The organism is Lacipirellulaceae bacterium (assembly GCA_040218535.1).
In the GTDB taxonomy this organism is placed as follows: Bacteria; Planctomycetota; Planctomycetia; order Pirellulales; family Lacipirellulaceae; genus Adhaeretor.
Genome location: JAVJRG010000005.1, coordinates 1,283,231 through 1,299,939, shown reverse-complemented (window position 1 = coordinate 1,299,939; position 16,709 = coordinate 1,283,231). Strand labels below are relative to the sequence as shown.

Sequence of the window (16,709 nt, the reverse complement as noted above, 5' to 3'; positions counted from 1 at the left end):
GGGACTAAACAGCGACAGCGAGCATCTTCTGAACGGCTTCAACAATCGAAGAAGGGCTAAACGGCTTCGGGAAAATCGCCTGGATGTCCAATTCTTCCCGAAGCTGGTCGAGCTCTAGCTCCAAGCCCTTCGCCGTGAGCATGACGATGGGGGTTTGGGCGTACTCTTCAATGACACGTAATTCGCGGCACAATTCGGTGCCGCTCATCACAGGCATCTGTTGGTCGGTGATGACCATGTCGAACGATTCATTGCGAGCAAGCTCGAGAGCGACCGCACCATTACATGCGGTTTTGGTATCGAAACCTGCCTTATCAAAAGCGAACTGCGTAACTCGAGCTAGGGCGACGTTGTCGTCGACAATCAGCAGCCGTGACATAGTCGACTGGTTTCCAGCGGTTTCAAGTTGTTCGAGTTTCGTACTCATCGCTTTCCTGCCCTCGCTTGGACGTCCCCGACTTCCTACAGTTGATCGTAGGTGATGGTGTTGTCACTAGCCGTCGCGTTCGAGTTATTGCAGATAAACTCGTTCAAGGTCGAGTTATATTTCCATCCAGTTGTTGGCGAAGCATTGCCTGTGGTGCTTGACCCGCTCACAAACTCGACGCCATTATTCTGGGCAGCTGGAGGTCCGACAGGGCAGATCGGAAAATCACCCCTCAAAAAAGGTTGCAGATCTGTGTGAAAGTTAGCGACAGTGTCCGTTCGAGGCGTCGCACCACCATTACGAGCAGCGAACAACTCAAGTGCATCTCGCACGACCGTGAGAGTTTGCCTCAACCCATTATCAGCTGCTTCTTCCGAGGCTTGGAACAATCGCGGGGCTGCTACGCCCGCGAGAATGCCCAAGATCAGGATAACGACTACTAGTTCGATCAGTGTAAATCCGCGTCGCTTGCTCACTTTACTGCCTCCGATAATCTTCTGAGTAGGTCTTGGAAATCAGCCCGCAAGCCGACTTCCAAAGGGGAAATGTGTTTCGTTTTCACGGCAGTTTTACGCCGTTCTCGCAAATGTAGCTCAGGTTTAGGCTCGTGCTGGGCTTCTGCCCCGGTTATTTCCCGCAATTCCTAGTGGCAACGTGATTTGACTGCTCAGATTCCGCGATATAACTCGCAGCATCGCTACAGTCGTTACCGATCGAGAATCGGCGAGCACCTCAGTTCTGCCGGAATTACTCCGCAAACAAGATTGCAGAACGAGAAACCGACTGACAATCAACTCGTAAGCTAGTTTTTAAGTAGAGTCACTATGCCTGTTGCACCACTTTCTTGGCGGGGAGGGTGTCCGTGACAGTCCAGTGACTTCTCAGGGTCCTACAGAGAAAGAAACGCCCCTTCGCAATCGTATTGAAAGCAGACCGATGCAATCCCCCGTAGCGAACGACGAACCACAGACACAACAAGAGCGAGGCGAGCTTTCAGAGCAAACTTCCCACAGCAAGGCGCTGCGCGACCTGCGTGTCTCAACTGAGGTTGAATGGGTACTCTGGACACGAGATGCTGCGGGCGAATGGACCTTACCTTCCGAAAAAGAGGAAGGAAGCGATTTTGTTGGTTTGAATTTCCATCCGGCCTGGCAAGGCCATCTTGAAGAAGCCTATGGCCGGCAAGATGTAGTCGTTACTCAATCAGCACCCGATCAGTGGTGGATTGCTTCGCCTCGCGTTGAGGCCTTCACCAAGACTGATGATGTCTTCGCCGCTGTCGTCGATGGTCAAAAAAACGGCTATGTGAAGAAACTCGCTGAGATGCACCTGCTGCATCAGAGGGATCGATTCCGGGTAGAGCAGCTTGAATCAGAGAACGCCCAGTTTGCACAGCAAGTCGGTGATGACTTTGAGGAAATGACATTTCTCCGCACGATGGCCGAGAATCTAGCCGTCAGTGATACCTCGCTAGGCATCAAGGAAGTTGTTAAGCGTTCCTTCGAGATGCTTTACGGCATTCTTGGGGCCGAAGTACTGTGCTTCGTTGAGAAAGACACATCTGGTAAGGAACGGTGCACGATTCGGCGGAATACGAAAAACACCGTCGCCTGCAGTTCATTGGAGTCTTGTACTGAGCTCGCGAAACGGTATTGCTCGCTCGTCGACTCGGGTCCGCTTGTGCGGAACGATCTTACTAGCGAATTGGATAAGCCTTCATTGAATGGCGCAGAACAGCTTCTGATTGTGCCTGTGCAAACGAGCGTGCGACATTTTGGCTGGTTCATGGCCATCAATCGTGGCCCTGGATTCACGCAGCACGGAAAAGCGCCGCTATTGTGTGCTAGCGTCCATGAGTTTGGCACCTGGGAGGCTTCGCTCCTGAGTACGGCTGCTTCGGTGATTGCTTCACATGCCTCGAATTTGGAACACTTGCGAGAAAAAGGGAAGCTCCTTGTAAACGTGGTTCGGTCAATGGTTTCCGCTGTTGAAGCCAAGGATGCCTACACTTGCGGCCATAGTGAACGCGTGGCGCTCTACACGAAACGACTGGCTCAGCACCTGAGTTACGATGAAGAAGCAGCGGAGCGAGTCTATCTGACAGGCCTGCTCCATGACGTTGGAAAAATCGGTATCAGCGACGCAACGTTAAACAAAGCTGGCAAACTGACGGATGAAGAGTTTGCTGAGATTAAGGAACATCCTGACCATGGGTGGTCGATCCTTTGCGAACTTCGCCAACTGGCCTACGTCTTGCCAGGCGTGTTGCATCATCATGAGCGATTTGACGGCAAGGGCTATCCCGATGGTTTAAGCGGGAAAGACATCCCACTGGACGCACGGATCATGGCCGTGGCGGATGCCTACGACGCCATGACAAGCAACCGTGCTTACCGCCAAGGCATGGCGCACGAAAAGGCCGTTGCAATCCTTCGTGAAGGAGCGGGCACGCAGTGGGATCCGGATATCGTCGGCGCATTTCTTATGATTGTGGAGGACATTCTCGAAATCCGCCACAACTACAGGCCGCGGCAGCGACCGGTACGGACTGCTAGCGCAATCGCCTGCAGCCTCTAGTGCGCTTCGTCGATCTGCTGGGCTTGGTAGCCGCCTTTGCTCTTGAAATAGAGACCAAGACCTATAAATCCAACAAGCATGATCACCGGGAAGATAGCGACGTCTGCAAGAGCGCCTTGTTTTTGCGATTCGCTAATCTCTTTGATCATTTCCCGGATTGACTTTTGATCGGTTTCACTCCGCTGGCTTAACGCTTCGCCGACCTTCTCGTCATCAACGATCGGCGATTTGATGAAACCGTACTTGACGCTTTCTCCCTGAACAGACAGCTTGCCATCCTCGTCGTATAATTCGGGTGCTTGATCAGCAAGGTCGTCGCTCGCGGCAACGGCTTCGGTCATACGACCGTCTTGCAGGGCGCCAATGTAAACGCCACCTAAGGTTCCAACGGCCAGCATACCGATGCCACCCAACGCGTTGAGCGTGAGCGCACCGCCTTTCGGGGTTTGCTCGCCGGCGATGCCGAGCATCGTTGGCCAGAAGAAAGTCTTGCCTACCCCGTAGAGTGTGGCAGCTGCAAAGATGGCCATTCCCTGTGCGAATGAAAGAGTGTAGAGGCCCGCGATTGCTAGTGCTGCTGAAGCGATAAGTAATCCGATCGGACTCAGCTTATGAACAATCGGTCCGGCGAAGAAGCGCAGCACCATCATGATGGCAGAAGTATAAACGAGGACCAGCCCGGGATCGAATTTATCTTTTGCCACTCCCTTCATGATGTCTTCAATCCACGCATCGGTACCAATTTCGGTCGTCGCCAGTGGCATCATCAGAAGTGCCAGAACAAAAAGTAGCGGATTGCCCAAAGACTGTGTGTAAACCCCTACGGCAATGACCGCTGCAAGTGACAGCGCGGGAAATACCCATTGATTGACCGTTGGAAAGGCTTGATTGAGTTGCAACGCAATTAGCAGTCCGGCGATAGCGGTACCAAGCACCCCGAATTCGGCGAGCATTTCACGATAGCTCACTCCTGAGGCGACTCGCTCTTGCTCAGGGAAGCGCTCCCCGATCAGCATCAAAAAGAAGATCACCGCGGGCGGCGCGATAATGGCGATGCGAATCCACCACTCGACCTGCATCGAGTTGAGGAGAATGGTAATCAAACCAGCGATGACCAGTCCGCCGGGCCAACCTGCATGGAGAATGTTGAGCCACTTGGTCTTGTCCTTATTGAACATCGTGGCAACAACGGGATTGATGTACGCTTCAACGGCACCATTGGAGAGGCCGAGAATGAGGCTTCCCCAGTAGAGGAGGTTGTAGCCAAGTTCGGGGTCGCCTTCTCCGCCTTTCGACACAAAGAATGCGCTGACGCCCATGATGGACCAGATGACATATCCGAGAAACGAGAGAACCATCGCGGTCTTATAACCGATACGGTCGATAAACAGGCTAAAGCCGATGATGCTGATAGCGAATGGCCAGATGCCGATTCCCAGGAGCTCTCCCTTAGCGGCTTCGGTGAGATTGAACTCTTCTCCCCACTCCCCAAGCAGAAACATCCGCGTAATAAACCCAAACGCTGTGGTAATCAGCGCCAGAAAACATCCCCAGAAAAGCCGCTTTGAGTAGGTTTCGTCCGCCATGAATGCCTCGGTGAATGCCTGTAGAGAAGATAATTGGGCTCGCGCAACGCCACGAGCGAAGTGGCATTATAAGCAGCTTGGTGAGCGAATGAGAATCTTCCTCGAGCCTGAATGCAAAAAAACTAGCAGATGAATTCAGACGCCCGACTTGTTGAGGCGAAAGACTTAGCGATTAGGCGAAAAGTGGTGTCTCTTCTGGTGTGCCCGGCGGAGGCGTAGCTCCGCGGCTAATTGGGGACTCCCAAAAGGAACCTGATTCAGAAGTGCGTTGGTGCGCGGCTGAGGTACTTGCCGTCGCCCTCGCTGCCGACGAACTGGCCGTCCTTCACCTGCTGCTTGCCGCGGAGAAATACTTGCTCAACGCTGCCCTTGTGGGTCCAACCTTCGAACCCGCTATAGTCGACGTTCATATTGTGGTTTGATTGAGTGATCGAGCGATTTGCCTCGGGATCGAAAATCACCACGTCGGCGTCGCTGCCCACGGCAATCGTTCCCTTCTGCGGGTAGAGCCCGAAGAGCTTAGCGGCTTGGGTACTGGCCGTGTCGACGAACGTCTGCAAGTCGATCTTACCGGTGTTCACTCCGTGTTCGTAAAGCAACTCGACGCGGTGCTCAATCGAGGGGATTCCGTTGGGGATCTTTGTGAAGTCGTCCCGCCCCATCACCTTTTGATCGGCAAAGTTGAATGGAGCATGATCGGTCGCCACGGTGCTGATAAGGCCCGAACGCAAGCCATTCCAGAGCGGCTGTTGGTGACTTGCGTCACGTAGAGGCGGAGACATGACATACTTGGCGCCTTCGAAATCTTCCTTTTCGGCGTAGGACTTGTCGAAGACCAAGTGCGGCAGCACGACTTCAACCCAAGCGGCAACGCCACGCAGTTGAGCAGATTGAACGGCCTCTAACGCTTCGCGACAAGACGTATGAACGCAATAGACATGTGCACCGGTCAATTCAGCGAAGGTCATCAAGTGGTGGACGCCTTCGGCTTCGACGGTCGTTGGGCGTGAAGGTTCGTGCCACTCTGGGCCCGTTTTGCCGGCGGCAATCAATTCCTGCTGCTTTTGAAGAACGAGGTCCGCGTTCTCACAGTGGGCCGTGACGATCAGACCGCGCTCTTTGGCGAATTTCAGCGTCTGGTAGAGATCTTCGTCCGGAAGTGAGAAGGCCCCTTTGTAGGCCAAAAACACTTTGAGCGAGGCAATCCCCCGATTGACGATTTCCTCCAATTGGGGGCGAGTCTCTTTGTCGAAACGAGAAACCCCCATGTGGAAGGTATAGTCGCAGGAAGAATCCTTCGCCTTCTCTTGCCAAAGCTCGAACGCTTCGAGCGGCTGCTCGTTGTTCGCAGGGCAGCACATCTCGATGAAGGTGGTCGTTCCGCCAACTAATGCCGCTCGACTGGCAGTCGCATGCGTGTCCGCAGCCTGGGTGCCCATGAAAGGAAGATAGACATGCACGTGCGGATCGATGAAGCCAGGAAACACGTACTTGCCTGAGGCATCAATACGGGTGGCGTCTTCAGGTGCTTCGACCACCGGTCCGACCGCGACAACCGTTTCACCTTCGAGGAGAACATCGCCAACGAAGTCGTCTGTTGCCGTGATAATACGGCCGCCGGTGATCAGAGTGCTCATCGATAGTCCTTGCGTGAATGCTGCAGGTTCAACCGAAGAGTATAGAGGATTTTTTTCTTTGCTGTAGTAGTCGCGCACCGGGCGAGCCAACTCAACAGCGTGGTGCTCGCGGGCTAGGACTGGCACCAAGCTACGAAAAAAGCCGTGAGAGGAGCTTTCCTCTCACGGCTCTGAAGAATCACAGGATGACCGTCAGGCTAAATCTGTCGCCAATTGAAGCCGTCGGCGAGGCGGGCGAAGAGTCGCTCGCGGTCGTCTTCCTTGCTTTGATCGTCGCGATCGAACAGGTCGTGATCGATCCGACTTCGCAGGCGAGTCGCGAGGCGATCAAAGACCGAGTCACGTTGCGCGAAATCGTAATCGTCTAGGTCGATCGAAATCCGTCCGGAAGAATCGAACGAGACCGTCGAATCAATGCGGTCTTCAATCCGATCAAGCACGGATTCTTGAACCCCAGCACGCGTAGCGACGCGACGGGCCAGATCGACAAGTTTGTCGAAGCGAGCAGCTCGGTCGCTTGAGGATCCTGAATCGCTAGTTGGCTCATCCGCTACCGCAGGCGAATCAGTCGTGGAGGTTGAAGCAACGCCACGCGAGCCGAACGCTTGCACCGCCAAGCCGCTCGTTGAGGGGCTACTCGAGGGGCTACTCGTAGCCGCCGCGACGGCACTTGACGAGGAATTGCCCTGCTGCGAGGACTGCGGATTCGGCAGGTCGGAATTGATAAAAGTGTAATCCTGGTGCCAGAGAGCGAGGTCCGTACGGTCGACATCTGCGTCGCCATCCGCGTCACCCTGGGCATGAGTGGCCGGAGTAACTCCCTTGCCCCGCTGCCATGCGAGGAAGTCAAAACCATCGATGTCGTTGTCTTCGTCGAAGTCGGAGCTCATTTCTGTTGCCAGAGGTAGAGCAGCCGACGCGCGGAGAAGCCGATAATCCTCGACCTCGCCGGTGGCGGCAAAGCCGGTTACGCTGTTGATGCCGAACTCACCATAGCGGAAGCGAGCGTACAACACCTCGACGGCACCGGATGGAATATCCATCGCGAGAGTGTTCGGACCTGCGTTAAGTGGGCGATTCGTGAAGACTCTTTCGCTCACTCCATCAACGATATCGTTGAAGTCGCCATCACCGTTGAAATCGACCCAGCCCTGGAGGAAACCACCGTCGAAACTGGCGGTTGCTGTAACGGCTGTCGTCCCTCCAGCATCGATAGTCCCGAAGACGAGTCCATCATCGTCGTCGCTAGTCATGTTGTCGTCCCCGTCGGCATTCACCGTCGGCAGACCATCAAGTTCGCCATCATTGTTCGCCCCCAGGAAAAAAGTCGAACTGAGAACGTGACGGGCACCATTCTGGCTGGCGAGCGTTGGGTAACGATCGCTAGGCAAGTCGCCCCAATCGAGGAAAGCTTGATTGCGGAAGCCAAACTGCCGATTGTCAGCGACTGATCCCGCGGCCAGCGTGATGCTGTGTTCGTCCCCTAGGGGAGTCGTTTGGTCGAACCCTGCAGGTGCAACCGCACGAACGACATAGCTGCCCGGTGCCAGGCCGGCGAACAGGTATCCACCACCAGCGGTCGTCGTAAACTGTGCCTCGCCAGCAGTGAGGGTATTGCTGCCGTCAGCGTCAATGTAGACCGTAATCCCGGCGATGCCGTTTTCACCAAGTGTCTGGACGCCATCACCATTGGTATCCTGGAAAACGGAACCCGAGATTGCTCCCGGCGCGTTGGGATCACCGCCCCCGCCGCCTGGGTCGCCGCCTCCGCCCGGATCACCGCCCCCTCCTGGGCCTCCTCCTCCACCTGGTCCACCACCTCCATTAGGATCACCACTGCCGCCGGGTGTCCCGGGGACGACAACGCCAAAGTCGACTCCTGTTTCAATCTCACTTTGCGTCAGGAAGACTGAGTTCACACCGCTAACCGGCGAGAAGTATTCCCACGGACCATCAATCGTGAGGACGACATCGTAAAAGCCGTCAGGACGATCTGCCAGGGTAATGGAGTAATCGCCGTTTGCGTCGGTGATCGTGACCGGATCAAGCCCAGCGTCGTAGTTTCCGTTTTGATTGGTATCAAAAAAGACGATCTGCTCAGCGAGGCCAACATCGGTTCCGTCTTTGGCCCCATTGGCATCGGAATCTAAATAGACGTTACCGCTGACCGTGAAGCCTGGAGCGGGGAGATCGACCCCTGGGTCGAGCACGAAGTCTGCCCCATACATACGCTCACCCACTTCGGCAATAGTGAACGTGCCGACGGGGCTCGTCATAATGGTGTGGTTGTCCGGCAAGAAAGAAGTGTCAATCCGTACTTCCCATTCGCCGGGTGCCACGTCGAAGTAGAAGTTGCCGTCATAGCCCGTTTGGAAGGTCGGCTCAAAGGAGTCACGCACGTCGTTGTCGCCTGGGCCACCCACTTGCTCCAGGTAGACCATGACGCCAGCGCCATAGCTTTCCTGCAACATGTTTAACTCGACCGAAGATTCGCCGGTATCTGGATCTATCACCTCAACCGTGCGTCCCTCGAAGGTGCCATCACGGTTATCGTCAACTCCGATCACTCCAGCGATGCGACCGGTACCCTCAATGGACTTGCCGTGGAATGCCACCTCGATATCAACAAATCCCGCAGCCGCGAGAGCATAGTTTTCAACGACCAGTTTCCAAGTACGGGGAGCTTGCGTTAGCGGATCAATGATGTTGGCGTCAACATCAGAGCGTTCGCCCCAGTGGTGATTCGTTGCAAACGTCCAATTGTTGTAGCCGAATGGGTCTGGGCTTGTACTTGGCTGACCAATGGGAACTGAGAAATCGACATCGTTGGGATAATGGAAATTAGGCGCTTCTACAAAGAATGGGCTCAGCTCTGATTGAGTTCCGTCAGGCGACTGTAGCGAGAGTCGCAGGTTGTTGAGGGCCGACCCAAACAAAGTTCCTTCGGTAGAAATCTGCACTTCAACCCATTCAGTCGCAACAACATTCTCAGGAGCTACCCCTAAGTCGATGATAGAGTTTCCGCGGAATGGTGATGGCGGGATATCATCGGGATCAATTCGGTCATCCTCAGGAATCCCGATATCTTCGGGAAAGTTACCCAAGTAAAAATCAGGGTCGATTTCTCGATTGAGAAATCCACCTGGAATCATAATGAACGTATTTTCGTGGATCGCCAAAGTTCCGCTTTGCAAGAATCCCCGGAAGCCCTGGGTGTAACTTCGCTCGCTCTCTTGCGTTCCTAAAGTGGTCCAGTTCTCCGCAAGTTCAACCGCGAGGCCTGCGTTGACGAGACCATGACCGTAACCGAATTCGCCCTGGCCCGAACGGTTGTGACTGACCGTGTATCCGGCCCCGTTGGTGAATAAGGGATCGTTAGGAAACGGAATCGGCTCGGGACGATCAGCGGAGTCGTAAACGGGGTCAAACGGCCAAGTGTCGCCGATGACAGGATCAATAAAGTTGTTGATCTCATTTACCTGCCAGCTATCATCCAGCGGATTCAGTTGCGTCGACGACCGAACAAGAATTTCTTGCACGTCGCGATAGCTTAGATTGGGGTTCGCTTCCAACATCAGGGCAATCACACCAGTTACGACAGGTGCTGCCGCAGAGGTACCGTTGAAGCGGGCCGTGTAGTCGAGGTCCTCGAAGAAGTCGCCGTCGAGCGGTAACCCGGTAAAGTCTTCGTCCGGCGTGGTGTTGTAGCCGACGTCTCCGGTGATGTCAGTAGTCCAGATGCCACTACCGATCGAACCGTCACGCACAATCTCGTGCGAGTGCGAACCCGTTGGCGCAACGACCAGAACGCCGGTTGACAGCTCAGGGTAGACCGTCGCAGTGCCGTCGATGTTTGCTTGCACCCCGTCGTGATCAATACCACCGACACCGATTGTGTAGCGTGATGAAACATAACCGTTGAAAGCTGGCGAGTCTGCTTGCCCGTTACTATTTCCCGAGGCGAAGACGTGAATGGAACCTAGGCCGCCACGCCCGAAGAAAACCGCGTTCCTGAGTGCCAAGTCTTCAAGCGCACTCGGGCCCGCTACATCTCGCAACGCAGTCGGCCCCCAACTGTTATTATAGATATCGATCGTCTGGGCTTCGTGGAAAAGTGCCTGCGCGAAATCGAAGTCCGTCGCCGGCCCGCCGATCATCCGCGTTGCCGTGAACTGGGCATCGTAAGCAACGCCTGTCGTGCCAATGCCATTGTTTCCATCGCCGACAGCAATACCCGCTACCGCGGTACCGTGAAAGTCACCGAACGCAAAGGATGGGAACGGGTTTGAGTCTCCGCCAAGAATGTCTAATCCGAACCCTGGCAGATAATTATCGGCAAGATCAGGGTGCGTGAACTGGGTGCCGTCATCGTTGATGCCAACGACAACACCTTTACCTGTGTAACCTTGTTCCCATGCCGAAAGAACATTCGCGTCAACGCCAGGGATTCCGCGAACAGGCTGGTAGTCCGGGTTACCGATCTCCTGGTTGTAGTTGATCAGGTGCCACTGATGTTGCAGGTAGGGATCGTTGGGCAGCGCTGTGCTATCGACAGGAACCGAAAGCGTTGTGACTGAATCTTGCTCCCGAGGTAGGTCTGGGAAAAAGAGGTCAACCGATTGAGATTGACCCAAAGTGTCGACAACTTGGTCGAACGACTGCCCGCCGGCATCAACTAAGTAGAGTCCGGGGATACCTAAGTTCGTCTCCGCAACAGCTAGGCCTGTGGCGTTGCTTAGGTCACTGACCGAGGTTCCAGCAGCCGCCATGACAACCCAGCTCTGCGTGGAATCTAATTCCTGCTGGGTGTACTGATTGAGATCTGCCGAATTCCGAAACGAATCAGCAACTTCGGCGTTGATCTTTGCGATCGCATCCGCGGAGAAATCGTCTTGCGTGCCGAACAGTGGATTAGCCGAGAGAACACGCCGCTCTTCGAGCGTCTCGAACCCAAGCTGGCGTTGCTTTTGCTTACGGCTAATTCCCGTTGGTCGGCGCTTGCTGCTGCGACGCGAGGGGGCGAGCCGACTTTGGCTGTTGAAATGAGAACGATCCACACTGAGCCTCTTCAGAAAACAGAGAGAAAATGAATGCCTTTAACTAAACGCTAGCAGTTGTTCCGATTGCCCATGAGCGACGACACGAGCGAGCTAGCGTTATCTTCGATTTGGATTAGATCAGAGTATTAGGTGTCGCCGTTGCTCCCTTGATGTCCGTACATAACGATCGCTCGGAATCGACGAGGCAGAACGAAATGAGTCATCGCCTGCGGTCAGCCGAACCGAGAAATCGCTGCTTCTAGCTACTATTTGATTCATTGATACTAATCAGCACGTAGAAATCCGTCAAATTTATGGTGGATCGCCTCATCGATCCTAAGCAGATTCTCCGCAAAGTTGGCCCCAAGGGGGTGGCAAAAAGTGGGACGACTGCCTGAACTCTTAAGTGGCCGCTTCTTGCAGCTAATGTCACACATTCTTACGTGAGGCTAGGTCGCCTCGGCAGCCTCCCGGCACGTGCTTATTCCTGCCGTTTCTGGCTGAATTGCGACCATTGGCTCATAAACACCGATTTGTTCTCTTCAATTCGCGTCAGGAGCCGCAAGCTGCTTGATCTCGCCAAATTAAGGCACATCGCATCACGTCGAGGGCCCCTCAGCTCACTCAGATGCACCGCGTTCGAAGATAACTGGTTGTGAAATTGTGACTGTTATGCCGGAAATCCTGATTTTTCGCCCTGTAGCTGTCCGATAAATCTCTCCGACGCCGCTCCTCGGCCAGGTCTCTGCCAAGATCCTGGTCTGCAGCGTGCTAGAGATGCGTCGGGAGACGACCTTCGACAGCTGTGGTTAGCTGAACGAGGCGTGTTGGACACTTCTCTTGCTCGTGGGGTGCAATGGCAGAAAAGTACCGTGCAGGGCCGAGCGGGCCGGCGGCAAACAAACATGAGGGGGGATGGTTCGATGAAAAAGTTATACAAACAGATTCTCGCCTTACCGGCGTTAGCCTGCTTCGCTTTGAGCAGCGTTGCCGTGGCTCAGATCAATCAGGCCCAATACTTTGGAGCCGGTCAGCCGACAGACGGCAGTGTGCCGATGATGGCGGCTGCCCCGTTGGCTGGTGGCCCTAGCGCTGCACGCGGGTCGGAGTTCGTGGATGCTCACGGTAAACCGATCGTGTTGCAAACCAACTACGCGCAAGGCTGCCCCACTGGTGATTGTTATGGCGGTGACTTCTACGGCGGGGATTGTTACGGCGGTGATTGCTACGGAGCTTGCCCTGCAGGTGCTGGTGCTGGGATGGGCGATGGCGTCTACGCCGACTTTGGCGGCTACGGCCAAGACCAAATCGGCCCGCACTATTTCGACGTCAGTGTCGATGCCGTGTTTCTTCGTGCCGATGAGCTCCTTCAAGGGGCTCCCGCGATCACTGCTGTGGGAATCGGCGTGAACTCGCCGCGCATCAATAGCCTCGACGCGATGTCGACGGATTACGAGCCTGGGTGGCGGATTTCAGGTCGGCTCGACTTGGGACCGTTGTCGGTCTTCGAAGCGACCTACATGGGACTGACCGATATTGATGTCAACAATCGCGTTGTCTCTTCCGTGGTCACTGAGCAACTGTTGGGGGTTTCAACCCCCAACTTCCTGTTCACTCCCGCTTCGGCGGACGCGAGTGCTGTACTCATCCCAGCTCTGGATGCTGCTGAAGTACACGACCTGAACTTTCAGTCCGAGCTGCACAGCAGTGAACTGACCTACCGTCGCTACTGGGTTGGCCACAACCCGCGTTTCTCGGGAACCTATTTGCTAGGTGCTCGCTACGTGCGTAACACCCAAGACTTTACGTTCGCTGCTTCCGGCGGGACCGCTGGAGGAGCCGTCAATTGGAATAGCGAAAACGACCTCGTCGGTGCTCAGTTCGGCGGTGACATGTGGATCGGCCTACGTCAGGGACTTCGTTTTGGGCTCGAAGGCAAATCAGGCATCTACAATAACCGCTTTAAGTTTAGTAACACGAATACCTTCGGAGCGGGAAGCGCCGCCAGCGAAGGCAATCAAATTGCTTACATCGGCGAATTTGGCGCCCAGATGGTAGCGGACATCTGGCCAAGTGTTTCGCTCAAAGGTGGCTACCAAGTTCTCTACATGAATAGCTTGGTCAACGTAGCCAACAATATCGATGGCGTCGATTTCGTGACCAATGCTGTCAACACCCAGGGCGACGCCCTGTACCACGGATTCAACGCTGGCCTGGAATACATCTGGTAGCGCGAACCTGTTTGACGAAGAAGGCGTCATTCGACAGGTCGGATTCATAGCACGACCAGCCCGAAAGGGCTGGTTTTGTGCATTTGGCAGTGGCGAAACGAGACAGCCGCACCAAAGCCTAGGTCGTGTTCGCAATTCTGCCTATAATAAGGTCTGCTAAGGCAAGAGGCTTCCGGTCTTGCTTTCAGACTTCTAAATATTACGGAGAGCCAGCTTTACACGTGTCTACACCGCTTGATCGCAACCAAAGTGTCGATAGTGAGTCGGCCATTCTAGTCGGAGTCTTGCTCCCTGAGCATGATTCTATCGAGCAGCCCCTGGAAGAGCTTTCGGGCCTTGTCGAAACCGCTGGAGCTGAGATTGTCGGCAAGCTCACGCAGAATCGCCAAGCTCCTGATAAGACCACCTACCTCGGTCAGGGCAAGGTGGAAGAGCTACACACCGTTGTGAAGGCGACCGATGCAGATGTGGTGGTCTTTGACAACGACCTCTCACCCGCTCAAGTACGCAACCTGGAGCAAACCCTCGGCGTCAAGGTGCTGGACCGCACCGAGGTGATTCTTGATATCTTCTCCAGCCGCGCTCAAACCCTTGAGGCTCGCCTAGCGGTTGAGTTGGCTCAGCTTGAGTACTCGTTGCCGCGACTGAAACGCATGTGGACTCACCTTTCGCGCATGAAGATGGGCGTCGGCATGCGTGGCCCCGGTGAAAAGCAACTGGAAACTGACCGTCGGCTGGTTGAGAAGCGTATTCGCGATCTGAAGCGTGATCTCGATCAGATTCTCAAACGGAAAGAGCGAGAAGTCGAAGCCCGCAAAGATCGCATGACCGTCTCGCTGGTGGGCTACACGAACGCCGGTAAGAGCACGCTGATGAATGCTCTCACTGAGAGCGACGTTCTGGCCGAAGACAAACTGTTTGCGACACTCGACACACGCACCCGACGTTGGAGATTGCCAGGCTGGGGGCCTGTGCTGCTAAGTGACACGGTCGGATTCATCAAGAATCTCCCCCACCGCCTGATCGCCAGCTTTAAGGCAACGCTTGAGGAAGCTCGCCAAGCCGACTTGCTGATTCACGTTGCCGACGCAAGTAACCCGGCTGTCATTGAACAGATCGAAGCGGTCTACGCTGTACTCAAAGAGTTGGAGATTGAGGAGAAGGATACGCTGCTCGTTCTCAATAAGGTCGATCAACTTTCGAGCTCGATGGCCCTTGAGGCTTTAAGAAATCGCTACCCGAACGCCGTCACGATCAGTGCGAAGAGTGGCGAAGGGCTCGACGGGTTTGCTCAGGCGGTAAGCGCCGCACTTAGTTCTGATTTTCTCGATCTCGAGGTCGAGGTTCCGATTAGCGATGGACGGACAACCGCATTTCTTGCGAAGTTTGGTGACGTGAAGAGCCAGACCTTCACCGAGGAGACGACGACCGTGCATTGCCGGTTGGCGAAGAAGTACCTGGGACCGCTGCGGGATACCCCTGAGATTGTCATTCGGGAGCGCCAAGCAGCGGCACAGACAGCGGCTAATCCGCAAGCGGAGCGAGACCCTGTAGGAGAAGTTGCGTAGTTCGCCGAGACTACCGGGTCTTTCTTTTCGTAGGTATGATGCGTGGGTTATGTCGCGTCGTCTCATTGCTGATAGCCGGGTTCTCATTACGGGTGCTTCCAGTGGAATCGGTGCCGCTTTGGCACGTACGCTGGTTGAAAAGCGAGCTCGCGTCATTCTTTTAGCTCGCCGGCACGACCGGTTGGAGCAACTGGCAAACCAACTCTCTGCTGAGTCCTCCGCTCAGATCGATCTCGTGGTGGGTGACGTGACCGAGTTGGAAGTTCGCGAGAGGGCTATCGAGACGGTTCGCGAGCGTTGGGGTGAGCTCGACATTCTGGTCAACAACGCGGGAGTCAGTGCGCATGGAAGGTTCGAGGAACACTCCGCTGAGACGTTTCGCCAGATTATGGAGGTCAACCTCTTTGCAGCAGCAGAGCTTACCAGGTTGGCAGTGCCGTTGTTACGTGACGGTCGGAACCCAACGGTTGTGAATGTCAGCTCGATCTTAGGACATCGCGGGGCACCTCTGAATAGTGAATACTCGGCCAGCAAGTTTGCCCTCCGTGGATGGAGCGAAGCGCTGCGTGCGGAGCTCGCTAGCGACGGCATCAACGTCATGCTGGTCAGTCCGGGCACAACGGAAACGAACTTTTTCGATTCCTTAATCGAAAAGAACGGCAAGCTACCTTGGGGCGAGCGGAAAGGGATAACCCCCGAAGTGGTTGCTCAACAAATCGTGGCGGGTATTGAAAAGGGACGACGCGAAATCTTCCCCAACTGGCGTGGCCATCTGATGGTAGCGGCAAATCGTTTGGCCCCGGGCCTCGTTGATCGAGTGATGAAAAAGTACGGCAGTCAAGCGGCCCCTGCAGCGAAACCACCAGTGGAGAAAGCGCGACGAGCAAGGACGGCCCCTCTTGAATGAGCTTCAAGTTCTGTACGAAGACGGTCCGCTACTTGTAGTCAATAAGCAGGCCGGCCTACTGACCCAAGCGCCCCGTGGAATTGACAGCTTGGAAGTCCAAATCGCCGAGCACTATCGTCGCCGCGACGGCAAGTCGGCGGAAGATAAGATTTACGTCGGTCTGATACATCGCCTCGATCGGCCTGTATCTGGTGCAATTGCTTTCACGCGGCACGTGCGTGCGGCCAGGAAACTGGCCAAACAGTTCCAGGATCGAACGGTCAGCAAAACCTATTGGGCTTGCGTAGCGGGCAACGTCGCTGAGGACGAAGGGACTTGGACGGACTACCTCCACAAACGCCACGGCATGGCACAAGCCGAAGTGGTCACTGAAGATCATCCTGCCGCCAAATATGCGGTTTTATATTACCGTGTTCGTCATCGAGCAGACAATTGGACTTGGTTGGAAATCGAACTCGAAACGGGTCGCACCCATCAAATTCGCATCCAAGCTGCTTCGCGAGGACATGCCGTCGTTGGCGACTCTCAATACGGCAGCGTCGTGGCATTCGGTCCCCCAGAACTTGAACTTCGAGACCGCCCAATTGCGCTCCACGCCCGCGAACTTGGATTTCGTCATCCGATGACGGATGAGACGATGGAGCTAACCGCACCGCTGCCGGAAACCTGGCGGCAGTTTGAGTTTGCCGAGCTCGCGGAATCTTTCAACGATGCGAAACTTTGAAACACAAAGAGCA

10 protein-coding genes are annotated in these 16,709 nt (G+C 55.0%); 5 read left to right on the top strand and 5 right to left on the bottom strand.

Annotated elements, in window-relative coordinates:
• Positions 1–4: 4 nt before the first annotated feature.
• Positions 5–427 carry a response regulator gene (locus RIB44_05535; protein MEQ8616036.1) on the bottom strand — a complete coding sequence of 141 codons (423 nt, stop codon included), beginning with the start codon at positions 425–427 and terminating at the stop codon, positions 5–7.
• A gap of 35 nt (positions 428–462) precedes the next feature.
• On the bottom strand, positions 463–903 hold the full coding sequence (locus RIB44_05530) for a type II secretion system protein (GenBank protein ID MEQ8616035.1): 441 nt from the start codon (positions 901–903) through the stop codon (positions 463–465).
• Between the two features lie 460 nt (positions 904–1,363).
• Between RIB44_05530 and RIB44_05525 the strand changes: the two genes are divergently transcribed.
• Entirely contained in the window at positions 1,364–3,004 is a 1,641-nt protein-coding gene (locus tag RIB44_05525; GenBank protein MEQ8616034.1) for an HD-GYP domain-containing protein, read from the top strand.
• Here RIB44_05525 and RIB44_05520 read toward each other — a convergent pair.
• From RIB44_05520 to RIB44_05510, 3 genes are all read right to left on the bottom strand, one after another.
• Positions 3,001–4,590, bottom strand: a complete 1,590-nt coding sequence (locus RIB44_05520; GenBank protein MEQ8616033.1) for an MFS transporter — start codon at positions 4,588–4,590, stop codon at positions 3,001–3,003. The genes RIB44_05525 and RIB44_05520 overlap by 4 nt on opposite strands.
• Before the next feature lie 257 nt (positions 4,591–4,847).
• Positions 4,848–6,227, bottom strand: coding sequence for a dihydropyrimidinase (hydA, locus tag RIB44_05515; protein ID MEQ8616032.1), 1,380 nt, complete (start codon positions 6,225–6,227; stop codon positions 4,848–4,850).
• 197 nt (positions 6,228–6,424) lie between these two features.
• Entirely contained in the window at positions 6,425–11,284 is a 4,860-nt protein-coding gene (locus tag RIB44_05510; protein MEQ8616031.1) for a S8 family serine peptidase, read from the bottom strand.
• 905 nt (positions 11,285–12,189) lie between these two features.
• On the opposite strand from RIB44_05510, the gene RIB44_05505 reads away from it, so the two are divergent.
• The 4 genes from RIB44_05505 (at position 12,190) to RIB44_05490 (ending at position 16,696) form a co-directional block, all read left to right on the top strand.
• Positions 12,190–13,497, top strand: a complete 1,308-nt coding sequence (locus tag RIB44_05505) for a hypothetical protein (protein MEQ8616030.1) — start codon at positions 12,190–12,192, stop codon at positions 13,495–13,497.
• A gap of 221 nt (positions 13,498–13,718) precedes the next feature.
• Positions 13,719–15,065, top strand: a complete 1,347-nt coding sequence (gene hflX, locus RIB44_05500) for a GTPase HflX (protein MEQ8616029.1) — start codon at positions 13,719–13,721, stop codon at positions 15,063–15,065.
• Between the two features lie 49 nt (positions 15,066–15,114).
• Complete coding sequence (locus RIB44_05495) at positions 15,115–15,972, top strand: SDR family NAD(P)-dependent oxidoreductase (protein ID MEQ8616028.1); 858 nt, start codon at positions 15,115–15,117, stop codon at positions 15,970–15,972.
• Positions 15,965–16,696, top strand: a complete 732-nt coding sequence (locus RIB44_05490; protein MEQ8616027.1) for an RluA family pseudouridine synthase — start codon at positions 15,965–15,967, stop codon at positions 16,694–16,696. Before RIB44_05495 ends, RIB44_05490 begins: the two co-directional genes overlap by 8 nt.
• Positions 16,697–16,709: the final 13 nt, after the last annotated feature.